17 protein-coding genes are annotated in these 20,032 nt (G+C 37.3%); 10 read left to right on the top strand and 7 right to left on the bottom strand.

The features are described 5' to 3' along the window. Positions 1-84 precede the first annotated feature (84 nt). The 3 genes from ACOWPH_RS09935 (at position 85) to chrA (ending at position 2,284) form a co-directional block, all read left to right on the top strand. Complete coding sequence (locus tag ACOWPH_RS09935) at positions 85-654, top strand: pentapeptide repeat-containing protein (protein WP_015215226.1); 570 nt, start codon at positions 85-87, stop codon at positions 652-654. 11 nt (positions 655-665) lie between these two features. Continuing rightward, on the top strand, positions 666-860 hold the full coding sequence (locus tag ACOWPH_RS09930) for a hypothetical protein (RefSeq protein WP_150111019.1): 195 nt from the start codon (positions 666-668) through the stop codon (positions 858-860). Between the two features lie 230 nt (positions 861-1,090). Beyond that, complete coding sequence (chrA, locus tag ACOWPH_RS09925) at positions 1,091-2,284, top strand: chromate efflux transporter (RefSeq protein ID WP_015215225.1); 1,194 nt, start codon at positions 1,091-1,093, stop codon at positions 2,282-2,284. Positions 2,285-2,311: 27 nt separating this feature from the next. Here chrA and ACOWPH_RS09920 read toward each other — a convergent pair whose 3' ends face one another. Beyond that, entirely contained in the window at positions 2,312-2,608 is a 297-nt protein-coding gene (locus ACOWPH_RS09920) for a hypothetical protein (protein ID WP_015215224.1), read from the bottom strand. 339 nt (positions 2,609-2,947) lie between these two features. On the opposite strand from ACOWPH_RS09920, the gene ACOWPH_RS09915 reads away from it, so the two are divergent. After that, positions 2,948-4,195: a zinc ribbon domain-containing protein gene (locus tag ACOWPH_RS09915; protein ID WP_015215223.1), complete on the top strand. Its 1,248-nt coding sequence runs from the start codon at positions 2,948-2,950 to the stop codon at positions 4,193-4,195. 315 nt (positions 4,196-4,510) lie between these two features. Here the strand turns inward: ACOWPH_RS09915 and ACOWPH_RS09910 are convergent, their stop codons facing one another. Together ACOWPH_RS09910 and ACOWPH_RS09905 are read right to left on the bottom strand one after the other, a co-directional pair. Beyond that, positions 4,511-4,945, bottom strand: coding sequence for a hypothetical protein (locus ACOWPH_RS09910; RefSeq protein ID WP_015215222.1), 435 nt, complete (start codon positions 4,943-4,945; stop codon positions 4,511-4,513). Between the two features lie 41 nt (positions 4,946-4,986). Further along, positions 4,987-6,444 (bottom strand): MFS transporter, encoded by a 1,458-nt coding sequence (locus ACOWPH_RS09905; protein ID WP_015215221.1) that lies wholly within the window; start codon positions 6,442-6,444, stop codon positions 4,987-4,989. 73 nt (positions 6,445-6,517) lie between these two features. On the opposite strand from ACOWPH_RS09905, the gene ACOWPH_RS09900 reads away from it, so the two are divergent. Beyond that, positions 6,518-7,036, top strand: coding sequence for a phosphoribosyltransferase (locus tag ACOWPH_RS09900; protein WP_015215220.1), 519 nt, complete (start codon positions 6,518-6,520; stop codon positions 7,034-7,036). A 57-nt stretch (positions 7,037-7,093) separates the two neighbouring features. Here ACOWPH_RS09900 and ACOWPH_RS09895 read toward each other — a convergent pair whose 3' ends face one another. Further along, positions 7,094-8,011 carry an AEC family transporter gene (locus ACOWPH_RS09895; RefSeq protein ID WP_042466028.1) on the bottom strand — a complete coding sequence of 306 codons (918 nt, stop codon included), beginning with the start codon at positions 8,009-8,011 and terminating at the stop codon, positions 7,094-7,096. Positions 8,012-8,117: 106 nt separating this feature from the next. On the opposite strand from ACOWPH_RS09895, the gene ACOWPH_RS09890 reads away from it, so the two are divergent. After that, on the top strand, positions 8,118-8,915 hold the full coding sequence (locus ACOWPH_RS09890) for a M15 family metallopeptidase (protein ID WP_015215218.1): 798 nt from the start codon (positions 8,118-8,120) through the stop codon (positions 8,913-8,915). A 103-nt stretch (positions 8,916-9,018) separates the two neighbouring features. Here the strand turns inward: ACOWPH_RS09890 and mrdA are convergent, their stop codons facing one another. After that, complete coding sequence (gene mrdA, locus ACOWPH_RS09885; RefSeq protein ID WP_015215217.1) at positions 9,019-10,836, bottom strand: penicillin-binding protein 2; 1,818 nt, start codon at positions 10,834-10,836, stop codon at positions 9,019-9,021. A 201-nt stretch (positions 10,837-11,037) separates the two neighbouring features. Between mrdA and ACOWPH_RS09880 the strand changes: the two genes are divergently transcribed. From ACOWPH_RS09880 to ACOWPH_RS09865, 4 genes are all read left to right on the top strand, one after another. Continuing rightward, a complete protein-coding gene (locus tag ACOWPH_RS09880; protein WP_015215216.1) occupies positions 11,038-12,189 on the top strand; it encodes an ABC transporter ATP-binding protein in 1,152 nt (383 codons plus the stop codon). A 5-nt stretch (positions 12,190-12,194) separates the two neighbouring features. Next, the gene (locus ACOWPH_RS09875; protein WP_042466027.1) at positions 12,195-13,277 is read left to right on the top strand and encodes a polyamine ABC transporter substrate-binding protein; all 1,083 of its coding nucleotides are present in this window, start codon (positions 12,195-12,197) and stop codon (positions 13,275-13,277) included. 7 nt (positions 13,278-13,284) lie between these two features. Next, positions 13,285-13,683, top strand: coding sequence for a hypothetical protein (locus ACOWPH_RS09870; RefSeq protein WP_015215214.1), 399 nt, complete (start codon positions 13,285-13,287; stop codon positions 13,681-13,683). A 179-nt stretch (positions 13,684-13,862) separates the two neighbouring features. Further along, complete coding sequence (locus ACOWPH_RS09865) at positions 13,863-14,780, top strand: ABC transporter permease (RefSeq protein ID WP_015215213.1); 918 nt, start codon at positions 13,863-13,865, stop codon at positions 14,778-14,780. Between the two features lie 390 nt (positions 14,781-15,170). On the opposite strand, the gene ACOWPH_RS09860 is transcribed toward ACOWPH_RS09865, so the two are convergent. Continuing rightward, positions 15,171-15,938, bottom strand: a complete 768-nt coding sequence (locus tag ACOWPH_RS09860) for a hypothetical protein (RefSeq protein ID WP_015215212.1) — start codon at positions 15,936-15,938, stop codon at positions 15,171-15,173. A 244-nt stretch (positions 15,939-16,182) separates the two neighbouring features. Next, on the bottom strand, positions 16,183-19,872 hold the full coding sequence (locus ACOWPH_RS09855) for a hybrid sensor histidine kinase/response regulator (RefSeq protein WP_015215211.1): 3,690 nt from the start codon (positions 19,870-19,872) through the stop codon (positions 16,183-16,185). Between the last annotated feature and the right edge of the window lie 160 nt (positions 19,873-20,032).

Below are 20,032 nucleotides of genomic sequence, written 5' to 3'. Positions count from 1 at the left end.
GATATTAAAGGTGGGGTTGAAGAGGGTTTGCTAGAGATTGAGTGAGTTATCTTTGAATGTGTTAGTTGATGCAGGAGTTGAGGTATGAGAATAACTGTCGAGGAATTGCTTCAACGGTATGCTGCTGGGGAAAGAGATTTTAGAAGCACTACCCTGAAGGGAATTGATTTGAGTGGAGCTAATTTGCCCGGAATTAACTTGAATCAAGCTAATTTGGCTGAGTCCAACCTGAGTAGGGCTAATTTGTCTGGAGCCAAATTGAGGGATGCTTGGCTCCATCAAGTTAACTTGGAAGGGGCTAACTTGTCCAAAACTGATTTGAGTTATGTTGTTTCCAATGAAGCTAACTGGAGAGGAGTTAATTTGGATGGTGCTTTCTTGCAAGAAACTAACCTTGTCTCCGTTGATCTGGAAGGGGCTACTCTCCGAGGGGCTGAGATGAGTAATGCCAATTTCCAGCACTGCAATATGAGAAACGTCAACTTGGAAGGAGCCACTTGGGATATGCTTAATTTTGGAGGGCTGTTCGATGTTGATTTGACTGGAGCAATCGGGGAGCTTGACCTTGGCGATTTCATTGGAGTTGGTATTATTTTGCCCAATGGAGAGTTCCTCGAAGCTACTTGGGAGTTCATTGACCGAAAGTGGAGGTAGAGAGAAAAGTGATGAAAATTGAGTTTCAGTGCGATCGCACAAGCCCTAACTTGTCAGTGGAATCGCAATTCCTCGTAGGTTGGGTTGTTCGCGTTAGCGTTGCGGAGCAATGGAACGAAACCCAACATCAATCAACTATAATTAACTGTAAAAATAATTGTACATCATCAACATCCGCCTCAATTATTGATGAATTGGTGAATTAGATATTAGGTTTTATGACATTTAATTTTTATATTAGAGTAAGCCACAAAATAAATTATCCTGTCTTGTCATGCTGAGTGTAGCGAAGCGAAACGTTCGCGTTAGCGTGCCGGAGGCTCTAGCATCTTGGAGGATTCTTCACTACACTTCGTTCCGTTCAGAATGACATTGGGCATTTCTTTTTATAGAATTCTCTTATACAATCAAGCTGCACAATAATTACCTCAAAAAAATGAATAATGTGCAGCTAAGTCGTTTGAGTGAAGTCGCTAAACTCTTTTTTCAACTAGGTGTAATTGGTTTTGGTGGGCCAGTTGCCCATATTGCCATGATTGAAGATGAAGTAGTTAAGCGTCGTCAGTGGCTGACACAGGAGCATTTTCTGGATTTGTTAGGTGCAACTAACTTAATTCCCGGCCCCAATTCTACAGAAATGGCAATTCATATTGGATACATTTATGCAGGATGGCTAGGGCTAATTGTAGCTGGTGTTTGTTTTATTTTACCTGCGGTTTTAATTACAGGTATATTTGCTTGGGTTTATGTCAATTATGGAACTTTACCGCAAATTTCACCTTTACTTTATGGAATTAAACCTGCTGTTTTAGCCGTTATCTTTAATGCCCTTTGGCGTTTAGCAAAAAAGGCAGTGAAATCGCGTCAGTTACTATTAATTGCCGTCGCTGTTGGGGTGGTGACTTTAGTTGCAAAAGTCAGTGAAGTGATTGCACTTTTATTAGGTGGATTATTGGGGATGGTTTGGTTAAATCGTGGTAATCAAAATAACCCACCAGGAAATCAGACTAACTTGTTAATCGCAGGTTTAAGTATTAGTGTAACTTCGCAAATAATATCAGTAAATGCTGTATCTGTGCCTTTGTGGCAATTAGGTTGGTTTTTCTTGAAGGTTGGTAGTGTGTTGTTTGGTGGGGGATATTTACTGGTAGCTTTTTTACAAGGTGGATTAGTTGAAGAATATGGTTGGTTGACACAACAGCAGTTACTAGATGCGATCGCAATTGGTCAATTTACTCCTGGCCCAGTCCTGTCTACTGCAACCTTTATCGGTTATGTTATCGCTGGTATACCTGGTGCAGTTGTCGCTACTTTGGGAATTTTTCTCCCTTCATTTTTCTTTGTTGCTGCCTTAAATCCCCTGATTCCCCGCTTACGTGCCTCATCTTGGACAAGGGCTTTTTTGGATGCTGTCAATGTGAGTGCTGTGGCGCTGATGGTAGTCACTACACTGCAATTGGGAGTCGCAACGTTAACTTTATCACAATTCCCTTATGTAGATTTGTTCGGTTTAGCGATCGCACTCACTTCTGCAATTTTAGCCATTCGCTACAGCATCAATGCCGCTTGGTTGGTTTTGGGTGGGAGTTTAATTGGTTGGTTTGCTTCAGTTTTGGGCTATGTTCAATAACTAAACACCGAGTTTAAAAATTAAACTTTAACTTGCCAATTGTGATAAATCTACTTGTTGAGTTTTGGCTAATTCAAAATACTCCCAATTTGTAACGGGCATTGGATCAGAATTTTTATTAGTCATAATTGAGTCTATAAATTCTTGAGCTTCTTCAATAGCAAACTCTTCTTTAAACCAACATCTCATAGAAGTTTTTGAATAGTCTAGTTTGCTACCACTTGGGCTGTAGCAAATCACTTCAAATCTGTTTCTAGCAAAAAATTGATATATCTCAATTTTCCATTCTTTATAATGGATCGTTTTCATCAAATATTTATTCATGAATTTATTTTCCTTGATTAAAATTGATTTTTTAACCTGAAATCAAGACCATGCAACAGAAATCAGCATATTAATGGTTCTTATACTTGTCATAATAAAATATTATTTAGCTTTACATTAGAAATATATACATATCTTAATATAGTCGTTATGCTTTGTTACATTATTCAGCTACATAGTAAATTACTAGTATTCAAAAATACATTTATTATTCCATGTATCTTAATTAAGCTTCGTATTAAATTATGCCAATAAACCAAAGTGGTTGGTGAAGTAGTTGAAGTGCATCAATTTTAGGTTATCTTCAATAAATAATTATCACCAAGTTAGAAAAACAAAATGTTTGCCAAAATACGCCGTTTGTTGGGTCAATTATTTAGTAAATCAAGAACAGTCAATAACGAACCTCTCAATAAAGTAAGCTTGATTGTCATTATCTTGATTGATATTTTTATCTTAGTCAATGTTTTTACAGGACTTAATGATATTAGTGGATGGCATCTTAGTCCTAATCAAGCTTATCCATGTCATTCCGAATGGGACAATTACCGGACAAAAACTACAAATGATAAAGACTATCAAATGATTAATTTGGCATTACCAAATTACTCTAATAATCAACTCAATAGACAAATATATCAACAAGCGGAAGAAGGTCATCTGGGCAAAGTTTCTCCAATATGCTTGCAGTATGCTGAGTACAAAGATAAAATTAAAAATCCCCCAAATCTGCAAACTATAAAAACCATTGAACAGCAACAAAACAAAGTTAGTAATCTTGAGCAAAGTAATAAAAATATTCGCGCTCAATATGACTCAACACTTTTAGACAAAATTGCAGGTCAGCCTAGTGATAAATCAATTAATCAAGTCAGTGCTGAAAAAGCTAAACAAACATTAGATCAAAACAAAATTCAAATTTCTACAATTACCAAGGAAATTTCTCAACTTAAAAATGAGCTACTTACCAAGCCAGAAAGTACTAATTTCCTAGCCTTTCTTAAAAATGAAAATACATTTGGAGAAGTAGAAACAGGCTATAAAAAAGCATCATTTTGGTATCCCAGTATCCAACTTGGTTTTCAAGCTTTATTTCTGTTGCCGTTAATTTTTATAGCTTTACTAGTTCATAATATTTCTCAACGTCAAGGATATGGACTCATTGCGCTAATTAGTTGGCATTTGTTGGTTATATTTTTGATTCCGCTAATTTTAAAAATCTTTGAATTTCTGCAAGTCGGCGCAATATTTAAGTTTATCTTTGATATCGTTGGCACACTTTTGGGAGGCTTGCTATTTTTAGTCAGTTATGTTTATATCTTGATAGTTCCGCTGGTTGGTTTTGGCATTATCAAATTTTTTCAGAGAATTGTTTTTAATGCTAAAGTCCAAGCAGTTAGCAGAGTACAGAAATCACGCTGCATTAATTGCGCTAAAAAAATTCGGCATAATGATATTTATTGCCCACATTGCGGTTATGATCAATTTGTTGAATGCGAAAATTGTCACGAGCTTACTTATAAAGCTTTACCTTATTGTAAACATTGTGGAACAGTGCAAGGTTCTAGTGGACTCCACAAAAGATAAATATATTGTGGGAATCACTAAGTCTTTTACAGTTTATACCTAAGTATGGCTAACGCCACGCTGCGTTATCAGAATGACATTTTTAACCCATTTTTAGTATAATTCAATTGATGTCATTATTCTATGCAGCTTCATATAAAATTGGGATTAAATGTCAAAAAATAGCAAAAAAAGCCTCTATATTTAGTTATAGAGGTTTGTTTTATAGCCTTTCCCACTCTAGTAAGATACAAAATTACCCCTCCCCAACCCTCCCCTTACCAAGGGGAGGGTGCGCGGGTGGGGTGTATTTCATAAGCTTGGGAATTGCTATATCTATTCATACTTAACTTCTAATTCCTCACCAGATGGAAAATCTAACTTATCAAGTTTTAAAGCTGCTTCTTTAATTAAACTTGCTTTTGCACGACTTTCTAGTATTTCTTGATAATATTCTTCGGGTGTTAATCCATAATCTCTTTTAACGTAGGCAATTTTATCTTTAATGCAATCCTCAATCATTGATTTAACATCAGCGAAATAGTAATCTTCATTGAATGATTTAATATGTATTTTTTCAGTTATTGAAGGAACCGCAAGTTTTTTGAGACCTCTTGCTTCTTTTAATACTCGACTACCTATTAAATTGTCATCAGCATCAAAAAAACTAAAAACTGTTTTGCCTTTTGTATTTCTTTTTAAAGCTGGTTTAAATCCTATAAAAATATCAACTGATGGGAACACTTGGGTTAAAAACGAAAAATTATCCATTGTCGATTTGTGTTGGTTTCTTTAATTATCTAAATAGCTTATCAGCTTTCTTCCATCTTCTCCCTTCTTTCTTGCAGTTTTAACATGATTTCTGCGTGCATTTCGCGGGTAATGGGATAGAAAAAAGTCAAAATTAAGCCAATAATTAAACAAATTGTAGGTATAGGCCCAACTGCAATACGGATTGCTAATAGTGCTGAATCAGGTTGTATGGGTAATACCGTTTGTCCAGCTACAACTTCTTTAAATCCAGATGCTTGTAAAGCATTACCGACTATAAATAGCCCAAAAGCTAAACCAAATTTTTGTAATAAAACCATAAATCCATAGAAAATGCCTTCCCGTCGTTGTCCGGTTTGCAATTCATCTAACTCAATAACATCGGGAATCATTGACCAAGGAATTAGATAAGCTGTAGAAACACCAACACCTGCCATAATTGCCATGAGATACATCAATCCAATTTGATTAGATTGCAAGAAAAATAGCCCAGCAGCGGCGATAATCCATATACTCATTCCCATAAAATAAACAAGTTTCTTACCAATTTTTTTACTTAAATAACTCCAGACAAATAACATTAATAAAGCGGTTGCTTGTACTGCAATCATAACCGTGGGAACGTCTGAATTTTTTAGCCCCATACAGTAAATAACAAAATAGGGAATAATACTAGCTGTGATTTGTACACCTAACCAAGAAAAAAGATAGATAGAGATAACAAACAGAAAAGGTTTGTTAGTAAAGACAATTTTTAGCTGTTCGATGAAGGGAATTTCTGGTGGTTCCTCAAGTTGGATACGTTTGGCTTCAAAAGCCATAATGCGATCGCGTGTGCCAAAAACACACCAATACAAGGCTAAAATCGAAATTACAGTACAAATAGCTGCTAAAACTAGATATTGTTGTTGAGGATCTGCAATCTGAGAAAAAACAATTTGCGCTAGAATCAGCGATAAAATACTGCCACCAATAGAAAAAGTAAACCGAAAGCTATTCAGGCTAGTACGTTCATCATAATCTTGAGATAGTTCTGGAGTCATTGCCGTATAGGGCAAATTAACAACAGTAAAAAATGCTTGTGATACGACTCCAATGCCTACATAATACCAAAACAATGGCCAAATATTATTACTAGGTTCAGCACTAAATTGCGGTACAATCCACTGTAAGAAAAAGAAAATTCCAAAGGGGACTGCACCATATAACATCCAAGGTAGACGACGACCCCAGCGACGAGATTTAGTTTTGTCAGTTAGCCATCCCACTACCGGATCGTTGACAGCATCCCAAATTTTGCCAATCATTAAAATGCTGCCTGCTAAACCTGCGGGAATACCAGCGACGTTGGTAAAGAATACAAGTAGAAAGAATATAGCAATATTGGAAGTAATTGCTGGCCCTAAATCACCAGCACCATAAGCCAGTTTAGTTTTAAGATCTAATTTTTCACTAGTCGAATTTTTTTTAACATCACCATCAGCAGTAGAATCATTCATGATCACTTGCGCTCATATTAAGATAGTTTGGGTTTGCCTTCAGTACTAACTAAAAATCACTTTCCTGCGTTTTATGTCAGACCTTTACGTTTCTTGGTCAGATTATCATCACAAAATTGAACAATTGGCTGTCAACATTTACCAATCAGGTTGGCAATTTAACCAAATTGTTTGTCTTGCTAGAGGGGGACTACGAGTAGGAGATATTCTTTCAAGAATATACAATCAACCTCTGGCTATTTTAGCTACTTCATCTTACAGCGGTGCTGGTAAGCAAGAAAGAGGAGGTTTAATTGTTTCTCGTCACTTGACGATGACTAGTGATCAATTAGGTTCCCGGATTCTCCTAGTAGATGATTTAGTCGATTCTGGAATTACCATCCAGAAAACTGTACCTTGGCTAAAAAAACATAGTGAGTTTCCAATTGAGGAAATTCACACCGCTGTAATTTGGTATAAAGCCTGTTCAGTCATTGCACCAGACTACTACGTTGATTATCTACCTGATAACCCCTGGATTCATCAACCTTTTGAAAAATATGAACTGATTAACCCCGCAGAAATGGTGGAAAAGGTGAGTCAACCTTGTTGAAGTGGGGAAGATGAGGAAGAATATTTATTTATCTTTTCCTGTCACCTGTCACCTTCCCTAAAACAGCCACAGCCAAACTGGGAGAGTAACTAGTAATAACATAGTCCCCATTGCTAAAGCAGTTACTGCCAAATCACGATCTAAATTAAAGGTTTCGGCTATTACCAGTGTGGCAAAAGCTGGAGGCATGGCCATTTGTAAGACTATGACCTGTGCTGCGTCACCAGTGACACCAAAAAGTGGTAAGGTACTGCCTAAAATTAGAGGAACTAACAGCATTTTGATAACTATACTGCTTCCTGCTGGTTTTAGTTTGTGCCAAGAGTTCAGTCGTGCAAGTCTCATGCCAATTAAAATTAAGGATGAGGCTACAGCACACCAAGCTAATTTATCTAAGCCAATTTCTACTACATTGGGAATTGTCACTTGACGAAATAACAACCCAAATCCAAAACTCCAGAGGGCAGGATTGATGAAAATTGCTTTGGCCATCTGCCTATGATTTTGGACTGTGTTGCCAAAACGGGCTGCTAGTAAGACACCCAAGCCATAAGCTCCAAACAATGTCCCCAATAAATCGTAGAATAAAGCCCAGGCGAAATATTCTTTGCCGACCATTGCTAAGGTGATAGGAAAGCCTAGATAACCTGTGTTACCCACCATTGCCGCTAGAATTAAACTACCTTGGGTTGATGGTTGAGGAATAGATTTTGTCAAATAGGCTTGACCTTTGATCCCTAACCAAGCTAAAAATGCCCCTAGTAAGATTGCTAAATAGGCAATCGCAGGTGCAATCCAAATCTGCCCTGATAGGTCTGTTTGACGCAAAAAAGCAATAATGCTGATGGGTACTCCAACCCAGAAAAGAAATTGACACAAATAGTTAGGAAATATGGCAGGTAATTTTCGTCCTAACATAACTCCTACTAGTACTAATCCTACTAACTTGACGTATAGTTCTAAGAGATTTATCAAGATTTTACTTAAAGATAGGGATGTAAAATAATACTTATTGTGCCTATTTTTTTCTAGTCTAGAATTTTTAGTAATTAAATTATTGAACACAAGCAGGAGCGGACACTTGAATAAGGCTGGTTTTTCAGAAAAACCGCAAAACTCATCGGCTGTCCCTGGGGATGATATTCCAGCAGCTTTACGCGATACTCCTGATCCAGGGTCTAAGCTACGCTTACAACCGTTAGTTTTGGTTATTGGAGGAGTGGCAGGATTTGTGTTGCTGGCTGTAATTAGTGGTTTCTTGTTTTCCGTTATAGCACCCCCCAAAAAAACAGTAGATCCTCAACCAGTAGGTGCTAATTCTGTACCGATACCGACCAATACCCCGGCTACTAATAACGATGCTGTTTTGGGACATTTGGTATATGCTGAAGCCCCAGAGACAGAACTATTGGCAATTACCGCTGATGGACGGATAAAAATGCGACAAGCAGCAGCCCAAAAGTTTTCGGCAATGGTACAAGCGGCAAGAAGTGCGGGTGTGATTTTAACACCAATTTCTGGTTTTCGTTCAGTCAAAGACCAAGAGCAGTTATTTTTTGGTGTAGGGGCGCAGCGTAATCAGACACCTGCCCAAAGAGCGGCTCTCAGCGCTCCTCCCGGTCATAGCGAACATCACACAGGATATGCAGTGGATATAGGAGATGGAGCAGTACCAGCGACTAATCTTCAAGCCAATTTTGAAAATACTAAAGCTTTCAGGTGGCTACAAGCTAATGCTGCCCGTTTTAGTTTTGAGCTATCTTTTCCCAAGGATAACTCTCAAGGTGTGAGTTATGAACCTTGGCATTGGCGTTTTGTGGGCGATCGCAATAGTCTAGAAACATTCTACAAAGCTAGAAATCTCAAACCGTTGAAGTGATTGGGTAATTGGTAATTGGTAATTGGTAATTACTATACTCTCCCCTACTCCCTACTTCCTACTCCCTGCCCCCTGCCCCCTGCCCCCTGCCTCCTATCACCTATCACCTATCACCTATCACCTGTTTTTGATATTTCCCTGGATATTTACGAGAATAATATTCTTCCATGATTTCTAAAATCATTGGTGCAGCTACACTACCACCACCACCACCAGAATGTTCAGCAAAAGCCACAATCAAAAGTTCTGGTTTATCAGCAGGTGCATAAGCGCCAAACCAAGCATGATTCTCTTTCACTCCACGGTTCCAAGCTTCCGCTGTACCACTCTTACCAGCCGTTGGGGGAATAGTTGGTTTATTCAAAGCCTTACCAGTACCTTCAGATATCACCTTCCGCAATCCTTCGCGTAAAACTTTAATGGTACTTGGTTTCATATTTAAAGATTCGCGCCATTTTTTTGCTTCCCCATTGTCTTTGAGCAAATGTGGCTGCACTCGATAACCACCATTAGCTGGGACAGCGAACATCACTGCGACTTGTAGAGGTGATGTTTGTAAAGCACCTTGACCAATAGACATATTAATAGAGTCGCCTACAGTCCAAGGCATTTTCCAAACTTTGCGTTTCCAGTTTTCATCGGGAACCAAACCTTTTGCTTCTTCTGTGGAGAACTCAAAGCCTGTTTTTTCCCCAAAGCCATATTTGCGAGTCCATTCAATCAATCTAGGACCCCCTACTCCCTTACCAATTTGATAAAAGAAAGTATCACTACTCCACTGCATTGCACCAACAAAACCCAATGGACCAAATCCTGCATGGTTCCACTCACCAAACCTTGTGCCACCAATAGTTAAAGAACCATAGGTTTGTAGCACTGTATTCGGAGAAAATTTCCCCGATTCTAATCCAGCAGTGGTAGTGACAATTTTAAAGGTACTTGCCGGTGGAAAGATACTTAAGGCCCGATTGACCAAAGGATGCTCCTCACCTTGGACACTTTTCCAGTCTTTTTCGGAGAGTTTTTGTTTAGAAAAAAGATTGGGGTCGAAGGTAGGATGAGATACCATTCCTAATACTTCACCATTGTTGGGGTTAAGTGCCACAATTGCCCCATTGCGTTTACCTAAAGCTTTTTCGGCAGTTTTTTGCAGTTCTAAATCTATTGTCAAGTGTAAATCATTACCAGCTTTTGCCTGTTTTTCTCCCAATACCCGCAGCGGTCTACCCGCACCATCTACTTCTACTTGCTGTCCGCCCCATTCACCCCGCAGTGTTTTCTCATAGGCTTTTTCCACGCCCATTTGACCAATTACATCTCCTAGACGATAGCCTTCAGTTTTCCTTTGCTTGAGCTGTTCGGCTGTCAATTCACGGGTATAGCCAAGTAGATGCGCTAATTTGATACCATGTGGGTAATAACGCACAGCTTCTGTGTTTATTTCTACATCTGTCAATTCAGTTTCATATTCTTTCAAGGCTGTAACTTGAGCTTCATTTACGTCACGAGCAACGCGAATTAGAGAAGAGGAGTTAGCTCCGGCTTCTTCTAGTTTCTTTTCAATTTCCTCTTGAGGGATATCGAGGATTTTGGATAGACGGGGCCCTACAACTGACCATGAGGGTTTAGTATGTGCCATTGGCCACAGATGTACAGAGCGCGGATAGCGAGTAGTAGCTAAAAGTTTGCCATTACGGTCAAAAATGTTGCCTCTTTCCGGTTGTTTGGGAATCATCCGAATCCGGTTGGACTCTGCCCGTTGTCGGAGTTTTGGCCCTTCAATAATTTGTAAATAAGCTAAACGAGCGCCAATTCCAGATGTCATCAATAACGTGAATAGTATTAAAAATACTGATTGGGAACCACGTCCAACGGTACGTGTATTTTTTTGATTACTGAGTAGTGGTGGTAATATAGCCATAAAATTAAAAGTAGGCATGAAATTAATATTATCAATGCTTTGTAGCTGCTGCCCGGCATTTAGGATAAGACAATGGCAAGTATATTTCTCATCCGAGTGTTGTTGCCAGATACAATAAACCAAAGTGTTAATTGTAGTCTATATTAGTAGCCTACATTACTTAACCAAGTTTAGTCAGATCATGGCATTCTACTAAAGACTATGGCTCAAACTGTGATGCAAAATCAGAAGAGTTTCACGACTTTTCAGCCGCTTGATGTTGAACTGCGTAACGTCTTCAAGTTTTTCAACCAAGAACCAGCCGTACATGGTGTGGACTTGGACGTTAGACAGGGAGAGTTTTTTAGTATTTTAGGCCCTTCTGGTTGCGGTAAGACAACCACACTCCGCTTAATTGCTGGGTTTGAAAGGGTTGACGCAGGCAAGTTGCTGATTCAAGGACAGTCTATGACCAATGTTCCTCCTTATCGTAGACCTGTCAATACTGTATTTCAAAGCTATGCTCTGTTTCATCATCTCAATGTGTGGGATAATATTGCTTTTGGACTCCGGTTAAAAAAAATATCTAAATCAGAACTGGAGAGCAGAGTTACAGAAGCTTTGAAGCTAGTAAAAATGGAAAGTTTGCGATCGCGCTTACCTTCTCAACTCTCTGGTGGTCAACAGCAACGAGTAGCCTTAGCTAGGGCTTTAGTTAATCGTCCCGCAGTCTTACTCCTAGATGAACCCTTGGGAGCCTTAGATTTAAAACTGCGTAAGGAAATGCAGGTTGAACTATGCAATCTCCACAAAGATTTAGGATTAACCTTTGTCATGGTGACACATGATCAAGAAGAAGCACTATGCTTATCTGATCGCATCGCGGTGATGAATCAAGGCAAAATTGAACAAATCGGTACTCCTAGCGAAATTTACGAATGTCCTCAAACAGCCTTCGTGGCAGATTTTATTGGTGATACAAATTTATTCAGCGGTGAAATCACAGACGTAGGCTCAGAGTATGTGAAAATTTTGACTAAAACTGGATTGTCAATTGTAGCTGGACGTACAGACGATACACCAACGGAGTTATTACAAGCAGTAGTATTAAGTGTTCGTCCAGAAAAAATTCAGATTTCCCTTTATCAACCAAACCTACCAACAAACTGCTTTGAAGGCAGGTTAGTTAATATTATGTATCTGGGTACTCATGTTAATTATGTTGTGGAATTAGCCAACGGCATAAATATCAATGTTTTACAACCAAATACCTTTGGCAGCTTACCAGATCGTGACACCCCAATCTACATTTGGTGGGCAGAAACTGACTGTTTAGCTATTAGTCAAGCACCAAGGCTCAAAAATCCATCATGACTAAAATGACTAACAGAAGGCAATTTCTAAAAAACATGGTAGCGGTTTCTAGCTTGTCTTTAAGTAGTTGTGGCTGGAAACTAGCTAATGTGAGTTCAAACCATACTAGTTCTGGACAAAGTGACACCCTGTATATATATACATGGACTCAATATACTGATTCAGAATTACTTTCCACTTTTACTACCCAAACTGGGATAAAAGTTTTGGCAGATTTTTATGATTCCAACGATGTGATGCTGGCTAAATTACAAGCTGGAGGTGCAGCCACTTATAGCATTATCTATCCATCTGACTATATGGTGCAGAAGATGGTAGAGAAAAATTTGTTAACAGAAATCAATCATGAAAGCTTAATTGGGTTGGACAATTTATTTACCCAATTTAAGAATCCTAGCTATGATCCTAACAATCGTTATAGTATTCCCTTCAATTGGGGAACAACTGGTTTGCTTTACAACTCAGAAAAGCTGGAAAATCCACCAGAAGATTGGGAATATCTTTGGCAAAACCAAGACAAACTTTATAAACGAATGACTTTACTCAATGATGTGCGTGAGGTAATGGGTGCAGCATTAAAAATGCTGGGTTATTCTTACAATTCGCAAAATGAAACAGAAGTTAAACAAGCTTATGAAAAGTTGAAAATATTAAAACCTGCAATTGCCGCTTTTGATACTGATGCTTGGCAAAACCAACTTCTAGCAGGAGATTTATTATTAGCTATGTGTTATTCTACTGATGCAGTTAATATATCTAAAGAAAATCCCAAATTCAAATATGTGATTCCTCGTAGTGGTTCTTCACTATGGACAGATACTATTGTCATTCCCAAAATAGCTGCTAATTTGGCTGGTGCTTATGCCTGGATTAACTTGATTTTACAACCAGATGTAACAGCCAAGCTCAGTAAAAGACTAAATATTAGTACTCCTAATCGTGCTGGATTCGAGCAATTACCAAAGCAAAGTCGAGAAAATACTAATTTATTTCCTCCAGAATCATTGTTAGCAAAATGTGAACGCTCTACGCCTATAGGTGAATTTGAAGAAGTTTATGAGCGATATTGGACTCAATTACTAGCTTGAATTGACTATGAATCTATACGGGAAAGTTAGAAATACTGTCAAAAATCTCATGAAGATTTTTTGTCCGTTCTTTGAGGATTACGATGATTTTCCTAATCTCGATTCTGATCACATATCGTTGATGATAGCTAAGGAAGGATACAAAGAAACAGGCTTGAGAGGAATAATTTTAAAAGGATATCTAGCCGAACATTTAGTAAAAGATTATCCGATTGAATCTGAAATAATAGCAGGGTTAAAACAACATGGAAATATTTATGTCACGTCAACATTAGCTTTAGCTTATTTAGAAAATGCTATATATAAAGAGGAAAATCTGAGAAATTTCGATAGGTACAACCCATTAAATGAATTTATACGTGTTGAAAGCGATTCTGAAGAGTACCAATTAAATTTGGTAACATAGGGGTCAAATGAGCAGTGATTCAGAAGGTGGCGCTGTGGAAAGGCTCCTCTAATTAATTGGAGAAGCCTCCGCACAGACAGAAAAAATGATTCTCATATCTATTCGTGCTGGCAATGGGTAATTGGTTATTGTATTATTGTCAATATTAACAACCTAAAATTAAAAATTGGTGTTATACTGTGTCTCTTAAAATTCCTAATTCGTCCCTAGAATCTTCCAGCGATATTACAGAAAAGCCGCAATTTAATCGCTATCAAATCCAATGGCTTACGCCTACGTTATTGCTTGCACCATCTGGAATTTGGTTATTACTGTTATTGTTACTGCCAACATTAATAATTTTCCAATTGAGTTTGGTCACCAATATTCGACCAGGTGATATTGTCAATCCTAATGGCTTTCAAAATTATATTCGTATTCTCGAACCACTTTACTTACGAGTAATATTTAATTCTCTTTTTTTGGCGATTAATACGACAATTATTTGTTTAATTTTAGGTTTTCCGGTTGCTTATTGGATTGCTCAAATAGCACCACAGCGCTGGCGAAATTTGCTGCTATTAGGGTTTGTTTTGCCTTTATGGACTTCCTCGTTGCTGCGTTCTTATGCTTGGATTACTATTTTGCGTCCAACTGGATTGTTGAATAGTTTACTAACTAGTGTCGGCTTACCCGCATTAGAATTGCTCAACCGCAGTCCAGCAGTATTAATTGGCATGAGTTACAGCTTACTACCCTATATGGTTTTAGTGTTGTATGCCTCTTTAGAAAAGCTAGACAAGCAGTTGCTAGAAGCAGCAGCCGATTTGGGTGCAAACCCAAGACAAACCTTTTTGCGCGTCACTGTACCCCAAGTTTTACCAGGTATAGCTGCTGGTTCTTTGCTGGTATTTATTATCGCATTAGGGGATTTTATCGACCCGGAATTACTTGGTGGTGCTTCTAGCATGACAGCAGCACGGTTAGTTTATAACCAGTTTCTGGGTGCTACCCAAAATTGGGGATTTGGTTCAGCGTTGAGTATGACGTTAATTTTGTTTGTGAGTATTGCGATCGCACTCGTGATTAAATTTGGTGAGGTGACACCAAAAAAATAATTTGGGAGTAGTAGGGGTTTAGCAATATGACATTAATTTTAGTGGTGAGTATGGCGTTAGCGGTAGCTTACCGAAGGTATCGCACTTGTGATTAAATTCGGTGAGGTTAAACCAAAGAAATAGAAATTAGTTGTAATTTAGAAACTCTAAAATTTATTATCAGCATTTTTACACTACTGTCCATAAGGGAGGAATTAAGCCTTAGAGAACTCCACAAAAAGAAATGCCCAATGTCATTCTGAACGAAACGAAGTGTAGTGAAGAATCCTCCGAGATGCTTCGTTTCGCTTTGCTACACTCAGCATGACAAGACAGGATCATTTATTTTGTGGCTTACTCTTAGCGCGATCGCATCAACCAAGATAGGAACGAGCATGAGAGCATATGTTCTTACATATTTTTTTTACGCTTCTTAAGAATTTCTATTAATCGAGATGCACATTGTTTTGCTTTTTCAGGCGTGTTACATTCGCTTGCTAATACCCGTTCTGCAATAGCTCCCTCATGAGTTAGCATATTTAAACGATCATGAGCTTCTGCGGGCAATTCTCGATGAACAGTATCACCATCAACTTCAACAATCATTGTTATTCCATCTTTAATAATTAGAAAATCTGGTTCAATACGACGATAATCTTGACCCCCTCGAATAAATACCGCAAGAGGTGCAAAAGTAACTCCAAGCCTCTTAAACCCCTCATACAAATAGATTTCTGGTTGAGACCGAAATAATAATCCATCACAGGATTTACTTGCAATGTTGTCTGAACGTACACGTCCCTGATTATTGATACCTTGTCCTTCTACAAAAGCTTTTGCTTTTTCTCTCCATTGAGTGTCACTCGATAACATTGGTGATATGACCACCCATTTAATGTACCAATTTTTCATATATGGTCTTAGCACATAAGATGTTTTTTCCTGAATTTCCTTCTCTAAGTTCTCTTGCTCATCAGCAATTTGGCTAAATAGATAACCAGGAATTGTTAAATATAAATTATAAACATCAGTTCCACCGTTCCAGTTGTCATAATCTATCTGCTCAATTGTTGCAGTTGCTTCTGCAAGTATGGCAACTTTTTTTGTATCTCCAATATTTGCAAAAATATCAGTTAAAGTTGCTAGTAATGGGTCTAAATTATTAAAATCAAATTCCATACGAGAAATAGAAATTAACTCAAAAATATAAAACAGTCCAATATGAATATAGCATTTAATCGTAGTTACAAGAAGGTAACGGCTGGGAAACTATATAAAAATCGTTTACATAAAATATAATTTTTCTTTAAAAATTAATAGCAGGAAAAGCATAATACAAAAAGGCTGAATGATGAAATAAAGAAACTGGTATATTCAACCTTTTTGCAATTTGCTCAATAATTTATTTACCTGCTGTTATTAGTCACTGATTTGAATCGTCTTTATTTCTATTAGCCAAAGTATCAACAGTAGAAAGGAACTCATGCTCCAAATAAGGCTTAGTAAAATAAGCCGTTGCACCTAATTCTTGAGCTAATTGACGATGTTTTTCGGAACTACGAGAAGTGAGAATCACCACAGGTTTTTTAGCCAAATCAGGATTCTGACGAATATGACTTAATAATTCAAATCCATTCATCCGTGGCATTTCCAAATCAGAAATTATTACTTCGATTTCTGGATGTACTTCCAATTGTTCGAGAGCTTCTACTCCATTTTGTGCTGACAATACTTGATAGCCAAATTTTTGCAAAGTTAGAGAAATAGTTTGTCGGACACTAATTGCATCATCTATAACCAAAACTACTTTTGGTAATTTATTAGCGACTCCTACAGAAGAAGGGAGTTGAGGTTTGATAGTATTTAAAGGAGCAGATGCAGCCAGCAGAGGTGTAGATTGAATCTCATCCTCCGACGTTAACAAGGTCTGTTGAGAAGATATAGAACTGCTTGGTAGTGTTCTCACATCAAGTGTTGCTTGCATCTGTTGAGAATCTACCAGGAGAGTTCCGTCAATTACTAAAACAAGATTGCCATTAGCTAAACTACTACAACCATAGATGTATTTTGGTGGAGCAATGGCATTTCCCAAAGGTCTGATTACTAATTCTTGTTCACCAATAATTTGATCGACTTCTAAACCCAAAATTCCTTGATTATGTCTGAGCAAAAGCACAGGAGTTTTCATGCTTTCTGTATCGGCATGACTGGGTATTTTGTTTAAATAAGTACCACCAATAAATGAACCATTATAGTACATCAAATTTGAAAGTTTTAAGAGATTGACTAGAAGCTCATCCTCACCTGAATGCCAATGTAAAATTTGTTTACCTTCAAATTTTTTGATTTGTTGTTCAGCGGGAATTAATATTTTTTCGATACTATCTAGCAATAAGGCATAAACAACACCCCCTGCTTGGACTAGCATTAGTTTATCTGTAGTCATAGAAAAAGGTATTTTGAGTATGAATGTTGTTCCTTGAGAAGGAGATGATTGCACTGAAACCAAGCCATTAAGAGCTTGTAACTGAGTACGAACAATATCTAAACCCATCCCACGTCCAGAAATTTCACTTACCTTACCAGCGGTGGAAAATCCAGGTGAAAACATGAATTCTATCAATTCCGATTCAGTCAGATTATGAACATAGCCTTGACCATGATGATCATCTGGGATGAGATTAAGTGCGATCGCTCTTTCTCTAATTTTTTCTAAATTTATACCATGTCCATCATCTCGGATTTCGATAATAGTTTGGCTTCCTTGATGATAAGCACAGATTTCTATTAAACCTGTTTCGGTTTTGCCAAGTCCACGGCGAATTTCTGGAGTTTCAATACCATGATCAAAAGCATTACGCACTAATTGTAATAATGGATCATAGAGTTTTTCAGCAATGGCTTTATCTATGAGAACTTGTGTACCAATGAGTTTTAATTCTACAAGTTTTGCATAAACATTTCCTAGCTTCTGCACCATTTGAGGAAAGCGGTTTAAAATCGTTCCTAAAGGTAGCATTCTAGCTTCTACCAGGTTGTCTATAATATTGAGAGTTAAATTATATTTTTTATCACTAATTTGACCAGATTGTTTCATTAATAAGTCAAGAGACTCAGCTGTTTCTTGCAATTGTAGCGTGTCTTCTAATGCTTCGTGTAATGTCAAATTAAATTCTGTATATATATCCATTTCCAAAGCATCAAACTGCACAGCAGAGACTTTTTGCATAGTTTCGATAGAAACATTATTTCCCTGTAAAGATAAATCACGCAATTGATTTAAAATTGCTTGATGTTGACTCAGTTTTTGAGTTAATCTGTCAATTAATTCTATAATTTGATCATCGTATAAAGTTCGTCGTTTTTGATAAATTAGTAATTCACCTGCTAAATAATTGAGATGCTGCAACCCATCTACATTGACACGTACAAAAGAAGGCTGTCGAGAATTATTATTTTTCGTAGGTAAGGATTGATCGGCTATTTCTTTATTGTTGATTACAGGTTCATCATGAATAACTTCTAGGATTGATTCAGAAATATTTGTAAATACCTGATCACTGACAACTGATGAAGTCACACTTCCTAAATAATTGTCATTTTTAATATCTTCTACAGTATGAGTTGAGACGTTTTGCTCTACTATTTCAGAATCAACAATAGTTTCTCCTCCCCAGATTTCTTCTAATAGATTAAAGTCATTAGGAACAGCTACAGGGTTAGATATTTCTTTGATAACTAGTAATTCTTGTAGTTTAGGACTGTCAAGCCATTTTTTTTCTTGTTCGGTGACTGGAGGGTAATTTTTATATTCTTTTCCTAATTTACGGATTTGCTTTCTGAGTGTGCTGATAACTGAGATAGCATCATCATCTTTGTTAACTAAATATTGAAATTGGGCAATAGCTAGAAGAATGATTAAAATCACACCTTGACGATAAACACGAAGGTTCGGCTGATCTCTTTTATCGACAATAAAATCTAGAAATTCATTAAGCCAAGTTTCTATATAATGTTGTGAATTTTCTTGACCATCTGGAAAAATTAATAACTTTAAACTCAGTTCTGTTTCTGGTATTTCTCTATAGTGATTAAACCAGCCAAAAATATAGCGAATTGCTTTTAAATAAAATTTAGCATTTGCTGGTCTTAAAGGCTCATTATTCTTGTCACCAGATGTTATTAAAAACTGGTAAAATTTAGTAGTGATATTAAAAAACGCGGTAGCAAAACTTTGATTTGCATGGGTGATAGATGATTCAACCTTGGGGACTATAGCTAATGAACTACTAGTGATAGTGGGTATGCTAGGTGAATTATCTTCTGTTACTTTTATGAGTGTTTGCAAAGCTAAAGAAGGTGAACCCCCAGAAGTGCGATCGCCTGCTAAAACTGCTTTGTGTGACTCTTGTAAATCAGCTAAAGCAATTTCGGCAATTTGGCTTGCTTTGTGGGGATTAGCTTCCAAAGCGGACATAATTGTGCAAGCTAGTTCTTTTAAACCAGGTAAATTCAACGATTCTGCTAAACCGAGAAATACATCAAGTTGAGAGTGTAAAACCTCTACTAATTCTTCATTACTGAGTGAATTAAGTAGGGCTTCAGAAATACTTTCTAAGCGTTGTTTTACTCCTACTTCAAAGATAGACTGGACAATATCAAATCCTAATTCTTCAGAAGTAGGAATATGAGATTCAGCCCCAAAAGCATCACCTAATGTTGTTTGTATTTGTGCAAATACTGTAGTTGCTCTCTGAATCAGTTCTTCGCTATTAATATTACTGGCTGTTAGTTCTGTGGTGACAGCTAACTCCAGACATTCATAAGCTTCTAATAGCATTGTTTGCAGTTCTGAATTTATAACTACATCTGGACTATATAGAGCCTTAAATATATCTTCTAGAGAATGGGCTATAGTTTTGATAGTATCTAATCCGACAGTAGCTGCTCCACCCTTAATGGTGTGAGTTGCTCTCATTAAATTATGAACTTTAGCAATACTGTAATTTTCTAAGAGAGTAAATAGATCCTGTTCAATTGTTTGTAATAGTTCTGGGGTTTCGGCTAAAAAATAGGCATAGCCTTGTTGACGAATTTCATTATCTGTAATCATAATTTTTTGTTTGATATTTTAGGTTTTTGATGATGTTAATTCATACTAGTCTTGAATTTTATATTTTATCGAGCAGAATTCTGGAGTCTGGAGTCAGGAGTCAGAATGAATTTTGTCCTAAACTGATTGCATTCTGACGGATGTATTCTTCTTCAAATTT

It is taken from the genome of Anabaena sp. PCC 7938 (assembly GCF_049315035.1).
Taxonomy (GTDB): domain Bacteria; phylum Cyanobacteriota; class Cyanobacteriia; order Cyanobacteriales; family Nostocaceae; genus Anabaena; species Anabaena cylindrica.
The sequence above is the reverse complement of the archived record's forward strand: the minus strand, read 5'-3'. Positions and strand labels throughout refer to the sequence as shown.

Coding starts and splice junctions, on each gene's coding strand:
- ACOWPH_RS09935 (WP_015215226.1), top strand. CDS start 85: ATGAGAATAACTGTCGAGGAATTGCTTCAACGGTATGCTGCTGGGGAA.
- ACOWPH_RS09930 (WP_150111019.1), top strand. CDS start 666: ATGAAAATTGAGTTTCAGTGCGATCGCACAAGCCCTAACTTGTCAGTG.
- chrA (WP_015215225.1), top strand. CDS start 1,091: ATGAATAATGTGCAGCTAAGTCGTTTGAGTGAAGTCGCTAAACTCTTT.
- ACOWPH_RS09920 (WP_015215224.1), bottom strand. CDS start 2,608: ATGAATAAATATTTGATGAAAACGATCCATTATAAAGAATGGAAAATT.
- ACOWPH_RS09915 (WP_015215223.1), top strand. CDS start 2,948: ATGTTTGCCAAAATACGCCGTTTGTTGGGTCAATTATTTAGTAAATCA.
- ACOWPH_RS09910 (WP_015215222.1), bottom strand. CDS start 4,945: ATGGATAATTTTTCGTTTTTAACCCAAGTGTTCCCATCAGTTGATATT.
- ACOWPH_RS09905 (WP_015215221.1), bottom strand. CDS start 6,444: ATGAATGATTCTACTGCTGATGGTGATGTTAAAAAAAATTCGACTAGT.
- ACOWPH_RS09900 (WP_015215220.1), top strand. CDS start 6,518: ATGTCAGACCTTTACGTTTCTTGGTCAGATTATCATCACAAAATTGAA.
- mrdA (WP_015215217.1), bottom strand. CDS start 10,836: ATGGCTATATTACCACCACTACTCAGTAATCAAAAAAATACACGTACC.
- ACOWPH_RS09880 (WP_015215216.1), top strand. CDS start 11,038: ATGGCTCAAACTGTGATGCAAAATCAGAAGAGTTTCACGACTTTTCAG.
- ACOWPH_RS09875 (WP_042466027.1), top strand. CDS start 12,195: ATGACTAACAGAAGGCAATTTCTAAAAAACATGGTAGCGGTTTCTAGC.
- ACOWPH_RS09870 (WP_015215214.1), top strand. CDS start 13,285: ATGAATCTATACGGGAAAGTTAGAAATACTGTCAAAAATCTCATGAAG.
- ACOWPH_RS09860 (WP_015215212.1), bottom strand. CDS start 15,938: ATGGAATTTGATTTTAATAATTTAGACCCATTACTAGCAACTTTAACT.
- ACOWPH_RS09855 (WP_015215211.1), bottom strand. CDS start 19,872: ATGATTACAGATAATGAAATTCGTCAACAAGGCTATGCCTATTTTTTA.